General features: G+C 64.2%; 20 protein-coding genes. 8 read left to right on the top strand and 12 right to left on the bottom strand.

From position 1 onward, the window contains the following. Positions 1–44: 44 nt before the first annotated feature. The 6 genes from ggt to BFE01S_RS02850 form a co-directional block, all read right to left on the bottom strand. Complete coding sequence (ggt, locus tag BFE01S_RS02875) at positions 45–1772, bottom strand: gamma-glutamyltransferase (protein WP_028224304.1); 1728 nt, start codon at positions 1770–1772, stop codon at positions 45–47. Between the two features lie 124 nt (positions 1773–1896). Further along, a complete protein-coding gene (locus BFE01S_RS02870) occupies positions 1897–3300 on the bottom strand; it encodes an MFS transporter (RefSeq protein WP_028224303.1) in 1404 nt (467 codons plus the stop codon). Positions 3301–3422: 122 nt separating this feature from the next. Further along, positions 3423–4202, bottom strand: coding sequence for a phosphocholine cytidylyltransferase family protein (locus tag BFE01S_RS02865; protein WP_028224302.1), 780 nt, complete (start codon positions 4200–4202; stop codon positions 3423–3425). Between the two features lie 65 nt (positions 4203–4267). Continuing rightward, positions 4268–5278: a flippase-like domain-containing protein gene (locus BFE01S_RS02860; RefSeq protein WP_028224301.1), complete on the bottom strand. Its 1011-nt coding sequence runs from the start codon at positions 5276–5278 to the stop codon at positions 4268–4270. Further along, positions 5275–6126 (bottom strand): HalD/BesD family halogenase, encoded by an 852-nt coding sequence (locus BFE01S_RS02855; RefSeq protein ID WP_028224300.1) that lies wholly within the window; start codon positions 6124–6126, stop codon positions 5275–5277. The genes BFE01S_RS02860 and BFE01S_RS02855 overlap by 4 nt, the downstream gene beginning before the upstream one ends. Then, positions 6123–6830 (bottom strand): CDP-alcohol phosphatidyltransferase family protein, encoded by a 708-nt coding sequence (locus BFE01S_RS02850; protein WP_042337015.1) that lies wholly within the window; start codon positions 6828–6830, stop codon positions 6123–6125. The genes BFE01S_RS02855 and BFE01S_RS02850 overlap by 4 nt, the downstream gene beginning before the upstream one ends. A 236-nt stretch (positions 6831–7066) precedes the next feature. Here BFE01S_RS02850 and BFE01S_RS02845 point away from each other — a divergent pair, with 236 nt between their 5' ends. Further along, the gene (locus tag BFE01S_RS02845; RefSeq protein ID WP_028224298.1) at positions 7067–7492 is read left to right on the top strand and encodes a hypothetical protein; all 426 of its coding nucleotides are present in this window, start codon (positions 7067–7069) and stop codon (positions 7490–7492) included. A gap of 24 nt (positions 7493–7516) precedes the next feature. Here BFE01S_RS02845 and BFE01S_RS02840 read toward each other — a convergent pair whose 3' ends face one another. Further along, complete coding sequence (locus tag BFE01S_RS02840) at positions 7517–8026, bottom strand: hypothetical protein (RefSeq protein WP_028224297.1); 510 nt, start codon at positions 8024–8026, stop codon at positions 7517–7519. 178 nt (positions 8027–8204) lie between these two features. On the opposite strand from BFE01S_RS02840, the gene BFE01S_RS43875 reads away from it, so the two are divergent. The 4 genes from BFE01S_RS43875 to BFE01S_RS02825 all read left to right on the top strand — a co-directional run bounded on the left by BFE01S_RS43875 (position 8205) and on the right by BFE01S_RS02825 (position 11135). Beyond that, positions 8205–8432 (top strand): hypothetical protein, encoded by a 228-nt coding sequence (locus BFE01S_RS43875; protein ID WP_156966879.1) that lies wholly within the window; start codon positions 8205–8207, stop codon positions 8430–8432. A gap of 313 nt (positions 8433–8745) precedes the next feature. After that, positions 8746–9909, top strand: a complete 1164-nt coding sequence (locus tag BFE01S_RS02835; protein WP_028224296.1) for a porin — start codon at positions 8746–8748, stop codon at positions 9907–9909. Between the two features lie 338 nt (positions 9910–10247). Continuing rightward, positions 10248–10502: a sugar ABC transporter ATPase gene (locus BFE01S_RS45530; RefSeq protein WP_245621011.1), complete on the top strand. Its 255-nt coding sequence runs from the start codon at positions 10248–10250 to the stop codon at positions 10500–10502. A 123-nt stretch (positions 10503–10625) separates the two neighbouring features. After that, positions 10626–11135: a metal-dependent hydrolase gene (locus BFE01S_RS02825; RefSeq protein WP_028224295.1), complete on the top strand. Its 510-nt coding sequence runs from the start codon at positions 10626–10628 to the stop codon at positions 11133–11135. 64 nt (positions 11136–11199) lie between these two features. On the opposite strand, the gene amaB is transcribed toward BFE01S_RS02825, so the two are convergent. Beyond that, the gene (gene amaB, locus BFE01S_RS02820) at positions 11200–12699 is read right to left on the bottom strand and encodes an L-piperidine-6-carboxylate dehydrogenase (protein ID WP_028224294.1); all 1500 of its coding nucleotides are present in this window, start codon (positions 12697–12699) and stop codon (positions 11200–11202) included. 318 nt (positions 12700–13017) lie between these two features. Further along, the gene (locus BFE01S_RS02815; RefSeq protein ID WP_042337010.1) at positions 13018–13221 is read right to left on the bottom strand and encodes a DUF6900 domain-containing protein; all 204 of its coding nucleotides are present in this window, start codon (positions 13219–13221) and stop codon (positions 13018–13020) included. A 349-nt stretch (positions 13222–13570) separates the two neighbouring features. Here BFE01S_RS02815 and BFE01S_RS37135 point away from each other — a divergent pair, with 349 nt between their 5' ends. After that, complete coding sequence (locus tag BFE01S_RS37135) at positions 13571–14245, top strand: helix-turn-helix domain-containing protein (RefSeq protein WP_042337009.1); 675 nt, start codon at positions 13571–13573, stop codon at positions 14243–14245. Positions 14246–14267: 22 nt separating this feature from the next. Here the strand turns inward: BFE01S_RS37135 and pcaQ are convergent, their stop codons facing one another. Next, on the bottom strand, positions 14268–15296 hold the full coding sequence (pcaQ, locus tag BFE01S_RS02805) for a pca operon transcription factor PcaQ (RefSeq protein ID WP_028224292.1): 1029 nt from the start codon (positions 15294–15296) through the stop codon (positions 14268–14270). 126 nt (positions 15297–15422) lie between these two features. On the opposite strand from pcaQ, the gene pcaH reads away from it, so the two are divergent. Then, a complete protein-coding gene (pcaH, locus tag BFE01S_RS02800) occupies positions 15423–16127 on the top strand; it encodes a protocatechuate 3,4-dioxygenase subunit beta (protein ID WP_028224291.1) in 705 nt (234 codons plus the stop codon). Continuing rightward, entirely contained in the window at positions 16128–16718 is a 591-nt protein-coding gene (gene pcaG, locus BFE01S_RS02795; protein ID WP_028224290.1) for a protocatechuate 3,4-dioxygenase subunit alpha, read from the top strand. It abuts the gene before it with no gap. Between the two features lie 190 nt (positions 16719–16908). Here the strand turns inward: pcaG and BFE01S_RS02790 are convergent, their stop codons facing one another. Continuing rightward, on the bottom strand, positions 16909–17487 hold the full coding sequence (locus BFE01S_RS02790) for an NnrU family protein (protein WP_028224289.1): 579 nt from the start codon (positions 17485–17487) through the stop codon (positions 16909–16911). 364 nt (positions 17488–17851) lie between these two features. Then, the gene (locus BFE01S_RS02785; RefSeq protein ID WP_028224288.1) at positions 17852–18082 is read right to left on the bottom strand and encodes an H-NS histone family protein; all 231 of its coding nucleotides are present in this window, start codon (positions 18080–18082) and stop codon (positions 17852–17854) included. Between the last annotated feature and the right edge of the window lie 135 nt (positions 18083–18217).

Here is an 18217-nt window from a genome sequence, read left to right as displayed (position 1 = left end):
GCCGGACTGGCCGTGCCGAACTGGCCACACCAGAGCGCCTTACCTCACTGAATCACGCGCGTCACACCACGGCCACGCGGATCGGCGACGGCTTCGGGCGTATCGCCGTCAATGCGTATCGCCTGGATATCGCCGCTGAAGTCCTGCCCCTTCAGCACGTAGCCCTTCGCTTCGACCTGCTTCGCGAGATCGCCGTTGATCGGCTGGTACGGTTCCCAGAAGATCGTGTTGGGCGGCAGCAGTTGATGGTGGAAGCGCATCGCGGCCACCGCGTCCTTCAACGGCATCTTGAAGTCATAGATGTTGTTGATGACCTGGAAGATCGACGTGAAGATGCGCGAACCGCCCGGCGTGCCGATCACCAGCGCCACCTTGCCGTCCTTCGTGAGGATGGTCGGCGTCATCGAGGAAAGCGGGCGCTTCTTCGGTGCGATTGCGTTCGCGTCGCTGCCCACCACGCCGAACATGTTCGGCACGCCCGGCTTCGAAGAGAAGTCGTCCATCTCGTCGTTGAGTACGATGCCCGCGCCCGGCACGACCTCGCCCGACCCGAAGTAGCCGTTGATCGTGTACGTGTTCGACACGGCGTTACCCCACTTGTCCACCACCGAGAAGTGCGTGGTCTCGGCCTTCTCGGGCATCGAGGTGCCGAGTCCCGGCTGCACGCTCTTCGTGTCCGAGGGCTTGTCGGGATCGACTTCGGCAACGCGCTTCGCAAGGTAGGCGTCGTCGGTCAGCTGCGCGACCGGGACCTTGTAGAAGTCGGGGTCGCCGAGATACTGCGCGCGATCCGCGAACACGCGCTTCTCGATTTCGGCGATCAGGTGAATGTACTGCGGCGAATTGAGCGGCACGTCCTTGAACTGCGGCGCGAGCATCGCTTTCATCTTGAGCAGTTGCACGAGGCCCACGCCGCCCGAGCTCGGGGGCGGTGCCGTGATGATCTCGTAGCCGTTCCAGCTCGCCTCCACGGGCTGGCGCCACACTGCCTTGTACTCCTGAAGATCGCGCTTCGTGATGAGGGCGCCGCCCTGCTTCATCGCGGCGGCAATCAGGTCGGCCGTCTTGCCGTCGTAGAAGTCCTTCGCGCCGTCGTTCGCAATGCGCGTGAGGACAGCCGCGAGGTCGGGCTGCCTGAACGTCGTGCCCGCCTTCATCTCGCTGAAGTACTGGTCGAAATTGGTTTTGCCGCCGAATTCCTTCGATGCCTCTTCGCCGCGCTTCGCCAGTTGTTCGTCGACGACGAAACCGTCGCGCGCATACTGGATGGCCGGCGCGAGCACCTGTTTCCACTTGAGCTTGCCGAAGCGGCGCTGCGCTTCCCACATGCCCTCCACGGTGCCCGGCACGCCCACGGCGTCCCAGCCGTACAGGCTCTTGCCCGGGATCACGTTGCCCTTGTCGTCCTGGTACATCGTGCGCGTGGCGGCGAGCGGCGCGCGCTCGCGATAGTCGAGGAAATACGGCTTGCCCTTCACGTACAGCGTCATGAAGCCGCCGCCGCCGATATTGCCCGCTTCCGGATAGGTGACGGCCAGCGAGAACGCGATCGCCACGGCCGCGTCCACGGCGTTGCCGCCTTCCTTGAAGATCTGCTCGGCCGCGTCGGCGGCGTACTTGTCCGCCACCGCCACCGCCGAAGCGGTCAGCACCGGCTGCTGGGCGTCCCTGGCAAAGGCGGGAGACGCTTCGAGAAAACCTGCCGAAAGCGTGCTCAGCGAGAGAAGCGCCACCGCGGCGGCGGAGTTTTTCGTTCTGTCGACCAACTTCATTGAGTGTCCTCCATGATGCGGTTCATCAACGTTCAGTCTGTCTTGACCTGCTCTGGCCTTATAACATGCTGACAAAACGATTGCGATCCGGCCATCCACCACCCGGCGCGCGGCGCACCGCCGCTCAGGCCCTGCCGCGGCGCCCGCGCGCGATTTCGTCGCCCGCATTGGCCGGCAGGCGCATGGTCACGGGAATCGACGCCACCGAGAACAGCCCCACCACGAGGAACGCGGGCCAGAAGTCGGACCAGACGATCGTGGGATGGCCTTGCAGCTTGTGCGAAATCTGCAGCACGATACCCGCGATCGTCACGCCGAGTCCGAGCGAAACCTGCTGGATGACACTCGCCACGCTCGTCGCGCGGCCGATGTCGCGCGTGGGAATATCCGCGTACGCGAGCGAGTTGAGGCCCGTGAACTGCAACGAAGGAAAGAGGCCGCCGAACAGCACGACGAGCCAGATGACCCAGTGCGGCATGCCGGGGAAAAAGAGCCCGCACACGGCAATCGAGGTACCCGCCAGCACCGCGTTGACGATCAGCGTTCGGCGAAAGCCGAAGCGGCCCAGCACGCGCGAGACGATGGTCTTCATGAAGATCGAGCCGAACGCCGAAGCGCAGGTGATCGACCCCGAGAGGAACGCGGTCATGCCGAGCCCCTCCTGCAGCGTGAGCGGCAAGAGAAACGGCACGGCCCCAAGCCCGATGCGAAAGAGCGAACCGCCTGCCACGCTCGCATTGAACGAGGGAATGCGCAGGAAGCGCAGATCGAGCACGGGCCGCTCGACACGCTGCGCATAGAACCAGTAAGCTGCCAGCAGCAGCGCGCCGATCGCGCACATCGCGAGCGCCGTTCCCGACGAAACGAGTTCGCTGCCCACGAGCGAAAGCCCGAGCATGAAGAGCGACGCACCGCCCGCCGAGAGGATGAAACCGAACCAGTCGAGCCGGCCCGGATCGTCTTCGTGCATGTTCGCGATGTGCCGGTTCGCGAGCCAGATGCCGAGCACGCCGATAGGAATATTGACGAAGAAAATCAGGCGCCAGTGCAAATAGGTCGTGATGAAGCCGCCGAGAGGCGGCCCCACCACGGGCCCGAGCAGCGCGGGCACGGTGAGGTAATTGACGGCGCGAATGAAATCGGACTTCGGCAGCGAACGGAAGATGATGATGCGCCCCACGGGCACCATCATCGCGCCGCCTATGCCCTGCACGAAGCGCGCGGCCACGAACATTCCGAGCGAGGTGGACGCGGCGCACAGCAGCGAGCCCGCCATGAAGATGCCGATGGCCGTGCGAAACACGTTGCGCGAGCCGAAGCGGTCGGCCACCCAGCCGCAGATCGGAATGAACACGCCGAGGCCGATCACGTAACTCGTGACGGCCAGCTTCAGTGTGATGGGGTCCTGGCCGAGATCGCGGGCCAGTGCGGGAAGCGAGGTGACGATGACCGTGCCGTCCACATTCTCCATGAACATCGCGCATGCGACGATGAGCGGGACAATGAAGGCACCGAGAGCAAGGGGCATGGGCAGAAACGACAGTCAGCGCGGCTGATGGCGACAAGCCCCCATTATGTCACCGTGTTGCGAAAAACGGTTGGGTTTGCAACAGATGAAGCGGCGCCCCCGAGGAGCGCCCCACCCCGAATTCAGACGGCGGCCTGCTTCATCCGGCTCACCACGGGACGCAATTGCGGCAGCACTTCTTCGGCCGCGCGCGTCACGTCGTTGGGGAAATCGATTTCGATCCAGGGCGCGCCCGTGACGTCGGCCGTTTCGAATTCGCTGCCGCGCTCCAGCAGCAGATCGCGCAGCGCTTCTTCGTGCGGCAGGTTTGCGCGGCCCGTATCCACGTAGCCTTCCACGATCTGCGCGAAGCGGCGCGCCGTGGCCTCGTTCAGGCGGAAGAAGCCCACCGATTCGCCGATGGTGTCGTACTGCAGGCCCACCGCCAGTTGCTTGCGCAACTCGACCGGCACGCCGTCGCGCAGACACAGCTTCACGGGCTCGTCGCCGGCCTCGAAATCGCGGTCGATCAGGAGACGGTTGGCGGGCGCCTCGCCGGCGACGAGCGGTGCGAACACGCGTTCGTCGTACAGCACGTCGGCATCCATCAGCAGCACGTCGCCGCCGCGCGCGAGCGCCTCGGCCGTGCGATGCACGGTCAGCACGCTGCCCAGATCGAAACGCGGGTTCAGCACGATCTCGATGTCGTGCGGCCAGCCGATGCGCTTCAGTTCGGCCTCGACCAGTTCGGGCTGAAAGCCCAGCGCGAGCACGACTTCGGTAATGCCCGCGCTTTCGAGCAGTTGCAGATGGCGCTCGAGCAGCGTCACGCCCTCGAACTGCAGCAGGCATTTCGGAAACTGTTCTCCAGCGCGTTGCTGAAGGCGCAGGCCGAGGCCTGCCGCGAGAATGATGGCGCGCATGCGCGACGTTCCTTGGGAGAAGAGAGTCAAACTGCGGAGTCTAATTGCGGAGTCAAACAGCGGGATCAGTCGGCGATTTCGACGGCGGGCACGCTCACGGCGCGCCGGCGTTGCCAGCTTCTCTCGCTGAAGTGCAGATACAGCAGGCCCGGCAGGCCGAGCAGGATTTCGCGCGCGCGCTTGGCGAGCGAGAGCGCGAGCGCGGCTTCGGGCGGCAGCCCGACGAGCGGTGCCAGCAGCAGATAGCCACCTTCCTGCACGCCGAGCGAGCCCGGAATCGCGAAGGCCGCACCGCGAATGGCCTGGCCGATGCTTTCGAGCAGCAGCGCGTCGATCCAGCCGACGGGATGCCCGAGAAAGCGCAACGCGAGCCACACTTCGACCGTGCCGACGAGCCAGCCGACGAGGCTGATCGCAAAGCTCGCCACCACCCGGCCGCGCTGGTTGTAGAGCGACTTGACGGCGGCATCGACCGCGTCCGCACGCGTGGCGAGCGACGACCAGTCGCGCTTGCCGAACACCTTCGAGGCGAGACGCAGAACGCGGCCGAACAGCCCGCGCCGCTGCGCGAGATAGAACAGGCCGATGAGACCCGCCAGCACGGCGGTCGCGATGAGCGCCGCCACGCCGAGATCGCCGGGCGCGCCATTCGCCGCATACGCGGAAAAGAGCACGATGCCGAACACGGCGAAGACGATCTGCGCGACCGCCTGCAGCGTGGTGCTGACCGTGATGGCCGCCGCGGCGTCGCGCATGGCCATGCCGCGCTGACTGAGCTGGCGCACCATCGCCACCGGACCGCCGATCTGGCCGGCCGGCAGCAGGCTGTTCACCGACTCGCCGCTCCAGCGCGTGAGCAGCGCGTCGCGCTGATCGACGCTTTCGCCCTTGCGGAACAGCACGGCAATCGCCGCGGCATCGAGTGCGAGCGGCACGACGTGGAACGCGGCCACCAGCACGAGCCCCCACCCAGCGGCCGCCAGCGCGCCCGTAACCGAACCGAGGCCCTGCCACGCGAGCAGCGCGATGAAGAGTGCCGTGCCGATCGACAGCAGCAGGATGGCGGCACGATTCACGCCGATTCTCCCGCTTTGCCGCCGGCGGCGCCCGCGCCCAGGAAGGCCTTGCGGAACACCTGGCGGAAACCGAAGTACGCAATCGCGTCCTTCATGTTCGAAATGAAGCGCCGCCACGGGCGCATGTTCGGGTTCGTCACGTATTCGAACGTGAGCGAGACGCGGAACTCGCCTTCGGCGCTCGGCGTGACGCGGTGGCGCAGCTTGTCGCCGTCGAACAGCACGAGCGAGCCCGGCGGGTATTGCACCGAGCCGGGCTGATCGGGTTTGCTCTCGTCGCGCGTGTGCAGTTCGTAGTCGAGGCGGCAGGACGAATCGTCGATCACGCCGAGCAGCATGGTGTAGCGGCGGCCGTCGTAATACGAGGTGTCGTAATGCCAGCCGATATGGTCGCCCGCGCGCATGTAGTAGTACAGCGCGTAAGCGTGCGGATCGTCTTCGGGCGAAAGCTGCAGGCGGTCGCCCGTGATCTTTTCGAGCCACGCGATCAGCTTCGGCGAACGGTAGAGCTCGGCGATGTACGGCGCGAGGCGGTCGATCGTGTGGCGGCTCACGCTGCCGCCGGCCTTGTGGCCCGGCAGGTAATTGCGGTTGACTTCGGGAATCAGCGCGTTGGCCGCGTCGATGAGCCGCTGCGTGGCGTCCGCAGGCAGAAACTCGGAGAGATAGAGGAAGGAGCCCTGCTGCACGTAGTCGTCGCGCAACCGGGCGTTGCTCAACGGACGCAAGGCGCGAGCGATCGCACCATCCGCATTGTCCGACGAGCCCGACACCGACGCCCCCCGGCCGTCCCCCGCGTCGCGCGCGGATGCCGCGACGGCCAGATCCTGTTCTGCCTGCTCACTCATCGACTGATCCCGAACTCACTTGTCTCTTTTGCGGGCCGGTTGCGGCGCGAAACGCGCCAGTAGTCGAGCACGACCCAAACCGCAAACAGCGGCGCACCGATGGAAGCCGCCAGCACGAACGGCGCGGTCACACCCGTGAGCGTGACGAGCGGCAACAGATAGAGAACATCCTCGGTCTCGAAGCCGCCGACGAACGCCTGCTGCGTGCCCGCCTTGCCGGCCATCTCCTCGATGCGCATGCGCAGGAAGAAAATCACGGCCACGGCGATGCCGGCGATGCCGCCCAGCACGGCCGGCGGCACGCGCCACCCGGCGCCCGCCCCTGCCGCCGCCGCTTCGACCCCGAGGCCCCAGCCCATGCCGAGAAACAACAGGACCGTGACGAGGGCGTCGGCCGCGAGATCGTAGAAATGGCCGATCCGGCTGGTTTTACCGCTGATTCGCGCTAGCTCGCCATCGGTATGATCAACAAAATTCGACAAAACAATCAGAAATGCGCCAAGATTGGCGTGCAGAAAGTCCCCGCGCGCCAGATAGAAGGCGCCGGCAAGGCCGATCACGAGGCGCAGCGTGGTGAGATGGTTCGGGGTGACGCGGGTGGGGACGAGCGGCGTCACGAGCCAGCGCGCAGCTCGCGCGTCCCAGGTGCGCGGCAACGGCACCGCCCGTGGGACCTTTTTTTCAGGTTGGTCTTTTCCAGTCATAACAGCGCAATATATACGTCTTCCAAAAAACTTGCAGCGATTCGGGCGGTCGAAAGCCGGCTTTGGCCGCAGGAATGCGCGTTTTTCGCAACAATCGGGCGGGACCGCAAGGGCAAGCCTTGACGCGGTGCCGCAAGCGGGATCGCGCGAACCCGCGTACAGTGCAACCCTTTGCCGCACCGCGCCCGGTGCGGCCGGCGCCGCCCTCGCCGCGCCGCCCATTCGCCAGAATTCCAATGAAACGGTTCCTGTCCTTCGCCCTTCTGCTTGCGGCCTTGCCGCTCACCAGCCACGCGGCCGCACTCGACGAATCGCTGACCTGCAACGAGTCGGCGCACGACTTCGTGTCGGGCCTGATCGACCAGAAGCTGATCCAGCCCACGCCTTCGCGGGTTGAAAGCAATTCGATCAACGCGTTCTGGCCGGCGCGCGGCCAGCACATGACGGCTTACGGGTTCACGGTGTTCGCGATCGTCGGCTACCAGCAGGACGATCCGCTCTTTCGTACCGGCGACGGCAAGCCGATCGCGCGTTCGGCTTACGGCGCTGTGGTGTTCGGCAGCCAGGCCAAGGTCCAGGCCGCGCTCACCGAGGCGGGCAACGCGGCCATCGTCCACCATGCGGGGCCGATGCTCACGGCCATCTTCTGCCAGCAGGACTGAGCCGGAGCGCGCGCATCCATATCGTCAATCGATTCGCCCGAAGCCGCCGCCGGCCCAGGCCTGCGCACGCTCGCGCGTGAGCTTGAAATTGGGGGCAACGCGCTGCTGACCCAGTTGCTCGCCGAATGCGTCGAGCGCGGTCAGCACGGCATACGGCTCGTACTCGTCGGGCATGATCGCAAGCGTCACCTCGACATCGCCCTCCTCCGCGCTGATGTTCACGCGCTTGTGCAGCATGGCGTGCAACTGCTGCTCGTGACGGCGCAGCACCTCCGAAGCGGTCTTGACCAGCGTGTTGAACGCGCCCGCATCGAGCGGCTTCGGATTCTTCTTGTCGCGGCCCATGGTCCAGGGCCCGACCAGCGCCGGCTCCGGCTCGCCGTCCTTGATCATCTGCACGGCCCAGCCTTCGTCGTCTTCGTTCTTGATCACGCGCGCAGTCCAGCCGTCCCGGCGCCACAGGCGCGGGTCCTCGCACGTTTCGGTGCCGTCGGGAAGAGCGTCGGAGTGGGCTGCTGCGGGGGAATCGGTCATGGCGGGTCCAGTCGGGTTCTTGCACGCTACCCCATAGGGGCAGGCGGAGGATTTTACCCGCAAGTTTTACCCACGGAGTTTCGCCATCCGGCGCGCGGCGCGGACGCCCGGCTCCACGCCGTACTCCATGGCGCCGGATTTCAAACGCAATTCACCGAGGCTATCAAGATAGTTTCAGGTGAACTGCGACAACCCGCCGCATTTCGATTTTCGCAATACTGAATTTCACGATTCGATTGAACTAAAAATGGTTCAATATCGACACGCAAAAAAAATGCGGCCCGAGGGCCGCATAAAACAGATGAAAAAAGACCACCCTTGGTCAAGGGGCAAACGGATTGTAACGCCGGAGCTGGCGGCCGTTGGCGCCATAATCTGGAAGAGTACCTTGCACGAAATGGGGTGAATCTCCGGGGAAAAACATGGCATTACCGCGTGAGGCTTTCTGGGTAAGGCTCTCCGGTTCGTGGCACTCGCGCAACAAAACAGCGGTTGACACAGGATTTTACCGATTATTTCGCCGCGAAAAATCCCTTTATATGCAGCGGTTTACGCGCATTAATGCGACTACTACAATATTAAGAAGATATTGTTGTGCCATTTGGCGCGAATGTTCGGGAATACCAGAATACACTCCACTCCGAATCGTCAGATCACGAACCGCAGCCGTTTTTATTTGCGGTCGTGAGATTCCCAAGTACTGTTCGGAGTTAGAAACCATGAAAAAAACCCTTATCCTCGCTGGCGTTCTCGGTGCATTCGCAATGAGCGCACATGCGCAAAGCAGCGTCACGCTGTACGGCTCGCTCGACGCAGGTATCCTGTACGCCAACAACGCCGGCGGCCACAGCACGTGGAATCAGAGCAGCAACGGCCTCTCGTACAACTACTTCGGCCTGAAGGGTGCTGAAGACCTGGGTGGCGGCCTGAAGGCGATCTTCAAGTTGGAGAGCGGCTTCAACCTGAACAACGGCGGCTTCAACAACAACCAGGGCATCTTCAACCGTCAGGCTTACGTCGGTCTGCAGAGCGACCAGTACGGCACGGTGACCCTCGGCCGTCAATACGACTCCGTGGTGGACTACCTCTCGCCGCTGTCGGCAGCAGGCGCAGGCTACGGCAACAACCTCGCCGGCCACCCGTTCGACAACGACAACCTCGCACAGTCGTTCTCGATCAACAACGCGGTCAAGTACCAGAGCGCGAACTACTCGGGCTTCCAGTTCGGCGGCCAGTACGGCTTCAGCAACCAGGCCGGCAACTTCTCGAACGGCCGCGCATGGAGCGTCGGCGCTTCGTACGGCAATGGCCCGCTGAACGTCGCGGCAGGCTACTCGCAGCTCAACAACTCGGGTGGCATCAACAACTCGACGGGCGCCGCCGCTGCGAACGACCAGAACATCGCAGCCGCCCTGCAGCGCACCTACGGCGTGGGCGCGAACTACACGTACGGCCCGGCACAGGTCGGCCTCGTGTGGACGCACTCGCAGATCGACGGCATCTCGAGCCTCTCGAGCGGCGGCACGGCACTCGGCGGCCTCGGCGGCATGAACCTGCACATGGACAACTACGAGATCAACGGCAAGTACAGCCTGACGCCGGCTCTCGCGCTCATGGGCTCGTACACGTTCACGAACGGCACGGTCACGGGCACGGGCGACAACAACTCGCCGAAGTGGCACACGTTCATGCTGGGCACGGACTACTCGCTCAGCAAGCGTACCGACGTGTACCTGGCCGGCGTGTACCAGCACGCTTCGGGTTCGCTCGGCTACAACAACAACGGCACGTCGGTCGCGAACGTCGCGTCGATCAACATGCTGTCGCCGTCGTCGACCAACAACCAGGTCGCCGCAACGGTCGGCCTGCGTCACCGCTTCTAATCGCCCCGGCGAACAGGACAGACGGCGCGAACCGCCGTCTGTCCTGGCTTCACGCAACGCACATGCGGCACAACCGCATGTGCGTTTTTTTTCGCGTGTTTCCTTTCCGATGCGCTGTTGCATCTTTTTACGGGTTCCGTCACGCAGCCTGCTTATACTGCTCTGCATACGCCGCCGCTTGCGCTCTCGACCCGCTGCCCATGAATACACTTCTTCGCCCGCTTTTTGGTCCGTTTTTTGGTCCGCTTCTTGGTCCCCTCGTCGCCGCTGTACCGCTCGCACTTCTCGCCGCCTGTGGATCGACGCCGCCGCGGGGCGCCACGGCGAACGGAGAGGCGATGATCTACCTCTCCTCCCCGCGGCCGCCTTCATCGATTGCCACGTGCCTGGAGGACAAGCTGCCGAACGCGCGCGAATCGACGAATGCCGGCGCGACCGAACTCGCCGTCGGTTCGGGATCGGACGCGTCGTACTTCGTGACGCTCACGCCTTCCGGCTACGGTTCGGTCGTGCGGGTGACGCATGGCGCTTCGTCCTCCAACGATCCGCCGGAACCCGAACTGCGCTTCGACGTGGCACGCTGCGCAACCTGATACCCAAACGCGGGCGCGCAGCGGCACGCGAACGCGCGTGATTGAGCACCGCATCGAATACCCCTGTCACGACACGGTCACATCTGCGAAGATTGCGCCCTTTCGACTTCGCGCATCCGCTTCATGGCATCAGGCACCGCACATCACGCGACCGGCTGGGCAGCCGGCGTCATCGCCGCGGCCATCATCACGCATCAGCACACGGACGGCCCGTGGCATCTCTACGCTGCGCTCGCGTTTATCGCGGGTGTTGCGGGGGGATCGGCACCCGACTGGCTGGAGGTCGCCTGGTGGCGCAAGAAGCGCAAGCTGTGGATCACGCATCGCACGCTCACGCATTGGGGCGTGGGGTGGATCGCGTTGCTCGTGTGGTCTTATCAGAAACTGGGGCACCTGCCGCTCGCTGCCCCTGCGTTCGGCTTTGCGTGCGGCGGCGTGATCCATCTGCTCGCGGACTGGCCGAATCCGCTCGGCGTGCCCTGGGTCATCCAGCGCCATTCGTTGAACTGGTGGAAGAGCGGCCGCTGCGACCTGATCGTCGTCGCAGCGTCGTGGGTCGCGGCGTGGTTCTTTGCCGTGCATGGCATGCCGCACGGCTGGCCGATGGCGCCGTTGCGCAGGCTGGTGTCGTGATGGGCCGCGGGCGCCGCGCAGGAACGCGGCGCCGTTTCCGATACGAAACTAGCGGTCAATCGAGTCAGTCGAGCTTGAAGTCGATGCCCTGCGCGAGCGGAAGCGCCGACGAATAGTTGACCGTGTTCGTCGCGCGCCGCATATAGCCCTTCCACGCATCCGAACCCGACTCGCGGCCGCCGCCGGTTTCCTTCTCGCCGCCGAATGCACCGCCAATCTCCGCGCCGCTCGGCCCGATATTGACGTTCGCGATCCCGCAATCGCTGCCGGACGCCGAAACGAAACGCTCCGCTTCCCGCAGGTCGGTCGTGAACACGCACGACGAAAGGCCGTGCGACGCACGATTGTTTGCCGCAATGGCTTCGTCGAAGTCGCGGTACTTCATCACATAGAGAATCGGCGCGAACGTTTCCTCGAGAACGATATCGGTCTGCGCGGGCATCTCGACGAGAGCGGGCTCGACGTAGTAGCCGTTCGCAAGACCCGCCGCGTCGACGCGGGCGCCGCCCGTTACCGTGCCGCCTTCGGCACGGGCACGCTGCAGCGCTTCCTGCATGCGGTCGAATGCCTGGCGGTCGATCAGCGGGCCCATGAGCGTGCGCGGTTCGAGCGGGTTTCCAATCGGAACCTTGGCGTAGAGCTGCTTAAGCCGGCTCACGGTGTCGTCGTACACGCTTTCGTGCACGAAGAGGCGCCGCAGCGAAGTGCAGCGTTGCCCGGCCGTACCCACGGCCGAAAACAGGATCGCGCGCAGGGCGAGTTCGCGGTCTGCACTCGGCGTCACGATGCCGGCGTTGTTGCCGCCCAGTTCGAGAATCGCACGGCCAAAACGCTGAGCGACACCGAGGCCCACCGCGCGCCCCATGCCCGTGCTGCCGGTCGCGCTCACGATTGCGGCGCGCGGATCGGCCACCAGCTGCGCACCCACTTCGCGCCCACCGATAACGAGAGCAACGAGACCTTCTGGAGCATCGCCGAACTCGCGCAGCGTGTCCTCCATCAGACGATGCACGGCAAGCGCCGTGAGCGGCGTCTTTTCGGACGGCTTCCAGATCACGGGATCGCCGCAGACGAGCGCCAGCGCAGCGTTCCACGACCACACGGCGACCGGGAAATTGAACGCGGAGATGACGGCGCACACGCCCATCGGATGCCAGCTTTCCGCCATGCGGTGACCGGGGCGTTCGGAGGCGATCGTCAGGCCGTAGAGTTGCCGCGAGAGACCGACCGCGAAATCGCAGATATCGATCATCTCCTGCACTTCGCCCAGGCCCTCCTGCAAAATCTTGCCGGCCTCCAGCGACACCAGGCTGCCGAGCGCCTGCTTGTGCGCCCGCAGACGTTCGCCGAGCAGCCGCACCAGTTCGCCGCGGCGCGGCGCCGGCACGTTGCGCCACGCGAGAAATGCACTCTGCGCGCGGGTCAGCGCCGCGTCGACGTCGGAGGCCGTGTGGCTCGCAACCCGGCCAATCACCTCTCCTGAAATCGGCGAGCGGACTTCGATGTCGCCCTTGCCAGCGTGTTCGAGAATGCCGAGATCGGCGAGAATTCGTGATGCGTCCATGGCGAGCCCTTAATTTCCGATAAGAAACATACTCAGGTTCGCCGACTATACACGCGGCCTGCCGGAGCGACAAGCTGGGGAACGCCCATCTGCGGGCAGCATGCGGATTGCGTGGATCGTGCCGGCATCGCGACAGACCGTTGCCGAAGGGCGATTGGCGGGGAAAAGTTTCCTTTCAGAAATTCCCGGAGGAAGAATGGGCGCCGTACCGGTGCGGCAGGGCCCGAACGAGTTTCGGCGTAAAGCCAGCCCATGGATAGCTGCCGAATGAATAGGCCATGCAGCCTGAATCGGCTGCCTCAGGCATGCGCCAGGAGATCAGGCATTTTCGACGCGCTCTGCGCGCCCCATCCGGTGCCCCACAAGCAGCCCGGCGTCGTAGGCCGACTCGAGCGCCGACCCGATATCCTCGGCGTTGACGATATGAAGATCCAGTGTGTGCTTGCCGGTCAATACGAAACTTTCAATGCCCAGCGTTTTACGCGAGATTGCCAGCAGTAATTCGAGGCGTTCGTCATACATGATTCGCTCCTCTGATGAGCCATATCCATTGATACAAATCATACGGAAAGCTTACACCCCTACCCCGTGACGCTCCGACGCATATTGAAGGTCTATTCAAAAATCGAAAATTAATGGAACTTGCAGGGAGACATTTAAAGGTCCAGAGCAATATTTAAATAGTGTTAATTCGATGGTTAATCATTGAAAAATTGCCCTGAAAATCGCATCGATATTGTCTGGTGAAACCGGCTGCCCGGAATTCTCAGCCGTTAGCCGAACGGACGAGGTTTCTGAAAGTCACTGGTTTGGTAAGATCGGAAACACTCGCGCCGCCAGGCGTTTCCGATGTGCTCCCGAAGTGCCCCTCATGGATACCACGATCAGCCAACCCGCCGGATCCACCGCTGCCGACCTTGGCCGCCGCGTGCGCGCCGCGCGCCTCGCTCACGACCTCACGCTCGATACCGCAAGCCGGCTGTGCGGCGTCTCGCGCTCTACACTGTCGAAGATCGAGAACGGCATCATGTCGCCCACCTTCGACGTGCTGCAGAAAATCGTCGTGGGTCTCAAGATCGATCTGGGCGAGCTCTTCGGCTCCGTGCCCAGGCTCAACGCCGGGGGGCGCCGGGCGCTCACGCGCCGGGGGGCCGGGCAGCGGCACGCCTATCGCGGCTACCAGATGGAACTGCTCGCCACGGATCTGGCCCACAAGACCATGCTGCCGTTTCGTATCCGCATCACGGCGCATTCGCTCGATGCGTTCGACGACTGGGGGCGCCACGAGGGCGAAGAGTTTCTCTATGTGATCAGCGGCAGCGTCTGCCTTTACTCGGAGCTGTACGCGCCCACGCATCTGGAAGCCGGGGACAGCCTCTACTTCGACAGCCGCACGGGCCACGCAGCCATCTCCACGAGCACGGAAGACGCCGAAGTGCTATGGATGGCCACCAGCGCCACCGCACCGGGCGCGGTGCCGGACCCGGCGCCGCCCGCCACGTCTGCGAAGCCGCCGCGCGGCAAGTCCAAACCCTCCGCCACCTGAGCGCGAACGCGAAGCCCGCCCGCTAGCGTTTGCGGGCGCGGCGCGACGTCTGCCCCTCGGCGGCCACCGCGGTAGCACTGCGCCTGCGGCGCGTGCGCGGCGCATCCTGCTCCCCTGCCATCCTCGCGGCACGCTCGCGCGCCGCGCCCTTCACGGCGTCGATCAACGCGCGGCCGACTGGAGAAGGTTGCGTGTCGGTGCGCAGAACAAGGCCCACCGGCTCCTCCCCGCCACCGGAAGGCAACGGCAGACGCACGAGCGTGCCTTGCCGCAGATCGTATTCGACGGCACCCGCCGGAACGAACCAGACCGCGTCGTTTTCGAGCGCGAGCGCACGCCCCATCGACACCGAAAGCATTTCCACGAACGCCGCCAGTGTGGGCGTTCCCCATGCGGCAAGCAGGCTGTCCGCCGCCTGCCGGATCAGCGTGCCGAAAGGCGGCAGCACGAGCGGGAAGCGGGCAAGCTCCGCAGGCAGCACGGCGCCGCGCGCGAGCGGGTGGCCCGCACGCACCACCACCGCGAGCGGCTCGTTGTAGAGCAGTTCGAAGCTCAACCCCACCATGCGCTCGGGGTCCGCAAGGCGGCCAATCGCGAAGCTGATCGCACCGGATTTCAGCCGGTCCAGCAATTCGGCATTGGCCGCCGTCATGAGCCGCACGCTCACGCGCGGCCACTGTTGCGCAAAGCGCCGCAGCGCGCCCGACAGCACGTCGGTGGCCACGGTCGGCAGCACGCCCACGTCGAGCGTCGCCGCCATGGCGCCCTCGTCGCGCGCGAGCAGTTCCACGCCGTGGCGCAACGCACTCACGCACGCACTCGCGTGCGGCATGAAAAGCTGCCCTTCGCGCGTGGGCACGGCGCCATGCCGGCCGCGCTCGAAGAGCCGCACGCCCAGCACCGATTCGAGCTCGGCGATCGTCTTGGACACGGCCGGCTGCGTGATCGAGAGGCTTTCGGCGGCCTGCTGCACGCTGCCGAACTGTGCAACCGCCAGAAAACACTGGAGATGCCGAAACTTGACGCGGGCGTCCGCAAGCCGGTTTTGCATAACGATCCGTTATACGAGATGCGAGAAAACATCATTTTGCATAACTTTCCCGATTGGATAAAGTCCTCACGACGGCACACCGCATCCGTATTGCCGCCTCCCTATAATCCTGCCAGGAGACACCCCATGGACGAGTCCATCCTGTCGCCGCGCGACTTCGACTCGCACCCCGCGTACATTCACCCGGCGTACCGCTCGTCGGTCAAGCGCGGACCCACGCGGCCACTCATTCCACTAAAGGAAAAATTGCGCGACCAGCGCGCGCCTGTCTACGGCGCCGAAGACCTCGGGCCCCTCGACTACGACCTCACGCGCAATGCAGCCCGCAACGGCGCCCCGCTCGGCGAGCGCATCATCGTCACGGGACGCGTTCTCGATGTGGGCGGCAAGCCGGTGCGCAACTCGCTCGTCGAAATCTGGCAGGCCAACGCCGCGGGCCGCTACGTCCACAAGCAGGATCAGCACGACGCGCCGCTCGACCCGAACTTCCTCGGCGCGGGCCGCTGCCTTACCGACAACGAAGGCCGTTACCGCTTTCTCACGATCAAGCCGGGCGCGTACCCCTGGGGCAATCACCCCAACGCGTGGCGGCCGAATCACATTCACTTCTCGCTTTTCGGTGACTATTTCGGCTCGCGCATCGTGACGCAGATGTACTTCCCCGGCGACCCGCTGCTCGCGCTCGACCCCATCTTCCAGGGCACGCCCGAACATGCGCGCGACCGGCTGATCTCGCGCTTCTCGATCGACACTACCGAAGAGGGCTATGCGCTCGGCTACGAATTCGACATCGTGCTGCGCGGCCCGGACCAGACCCCCACGGAGCGTTGAATCATGGCACTCAAGGAAACGCCCTCGCAAACCGTTGGCCCGTACTTCGCCTACGGTCTTTGCCCGCAGCAATACGATTTCGATCTCAAGAGCCTCTTCACGCCGGACCTCGCCGCTCCGGAAACGCCGGGCGAGCACATCACGCTGATCGGGCAGGTGTACGACGGTGACGGAAAGCCCGTGCACGACGCCATGCTGGAGTTTTCGCAGGTGGATGCGGACGGTCATTACCCGGCCTCGCGCGAAGAGATCGCGCGCAACGGCTTTCGCGGTTTCGCGCGCGTGGGCACGGGCACCGATGCGCAGCACCGCTTCGTCGTGCGGACCGTCAAGCCCGGGCGCGCGCACGCCGACGAGGCTCCGCACCTGAACATGATCGTCACGATGCGGGGCATCCTCACGCACACTTTCACGCGCATCTATTTCGACGACGAAGCCGCCGCAAACGCGCGCGATGCCGTGCTCGCGTCGGTACCCGAATCGCGACGCGCAACGCTGATAGCGAAACGCAGCGAGCAGGCCGGCAGCGTGATCTATCGCTTCGACATCCGCATGCAGGGCGCGGACGAAACGGTGTTCTTCGACCTCTGAGCGCGGCACGCCACGCGGCCAATCGCGCGGACTTTCACGGTCCTTTCACGAACGGGCCCTAAGATCCTGCCTGCGATCTGATCGCGGAACTCCGAGCTGTACTTCCGAAGCCTGCTGAGAAGCGGGCTTCTTTTTTTGCACGCTCTTTTGTTGTTGCCCGCGCGAGTCCGTTGCGCCCTTACCCCGCGATTCAGGCGAGCGGACGCACCCCGATCAGCAAGCCGTGCAACCAGAACGCGAACACGGCCCAGGCCACGAGTCCGATCGCCACGACCCCCGCATCGCGCGCCACGGTGCCTTGCGGATAGACCACGCCAGCCTCACGATCGCGCCGGCGCTCGCTGCACATGTCGAGCGACGCCCACACGAGGAAAGCACCGAACAGGAAGATGGCATTGAGCGTGCCATTCGTCAGCAGGTGCGCGAAAGCCCATAACGCCACGCCGCAAAGAAACGGATGGCCCAGAATCTGTTTGAAATGATTGCCGGGCACAAAGGCCGCGGCGATGAAGATAAAGGCGACGGCCGTGAGCAACGCCGTGACATGCGCCATCCAGAACGGCGGGGCCCAGACCAGCACCGGTTCGCGCCGCGCGAGGCCGTAACCGTACGCAATGAGTGCGATGCCCAACAGCGAAAGCACGGCAAATGCCGCGCGCCAGCCCGCTTTGCCGAAACGCGCAATCTGCGCGGCACGCCACGGCGCAGCGACAATCCGGACGGAATGCACGCCGATAAACAGAATCAGGCCCAGCACCAGAATCGCCATTACCGCCCCCTTGCCCGAAGCAGAACCGAAGTGGCGAAGATTGTCGCGCAACTCGTGCGCAGGGCCAAACGGTCTAATGCAAGGGCTAACCCAAGGTCCAACGCAAAAGCATGGCTATTACGCCATGCTTAAGCCGCGCAAGGATGATAATTGACCGATTGCGCAGGTTATCCGGATCGTAAAGACTGGATCATCAGGTCATATCGTAGAGAAATAATCAGCCTGATCGCCCGTAGCGATGCAATTAAAGAATGACTGAAAAAATACTTAAAAGATTGCCATGCGCGCGCAATAACGCTTTCAATGCCGGCGGCCGCCAGACGCCGCGCAGGCTTCGCGCAAGCGGCACCGCAGCCCCACGTAATTAACAGCGAAAATGCTCAATATCCTGGCCTGCGTGAATGTAACGCAAAAGCCAGGCAGGCGTCTCGCCTTCCCCATTCCACGTATTGCCATAGGCGTCGCGATACTTCGGCAGTTTTTCGCTTTCGGCAATCGACGTTTCTAGATCTTCGAGCGTAATGCCGTACTCTTCCATGCGGCGTCGAATCCACACGATGAGCCGTTCGCGCGCCTCTCCATCGAGGTCGAACATCGAATAATTCCTCTCGCTTCGTCAAAGGCGAGCCGTCGATTTGAAAATCGGTTCGTCTGCCCCGAAAAGACAAAGGCTTCGCGCCCATCTGCGAAGCCTTGCTGCCCTGATGAGGTGGCCCAGGTGTCGAACCCG

This window comes from Paraburkholderia ferrariae NBRC 106233 (genome assembly GCF_000685035.1).
In the GTDB taxonomy this organism is placed as follows: Bacteria; Pseudomonadota; Gammaproteobacteria; order Burkholderiales; family Burkholderiaceae; genus Paraburkholderia; species Paraburkholderia ferrariae.
Note: the sequence above shows the minus strand (reverse complement) of the source record. Positions and strands in the feature narration are given on the sequence as shown.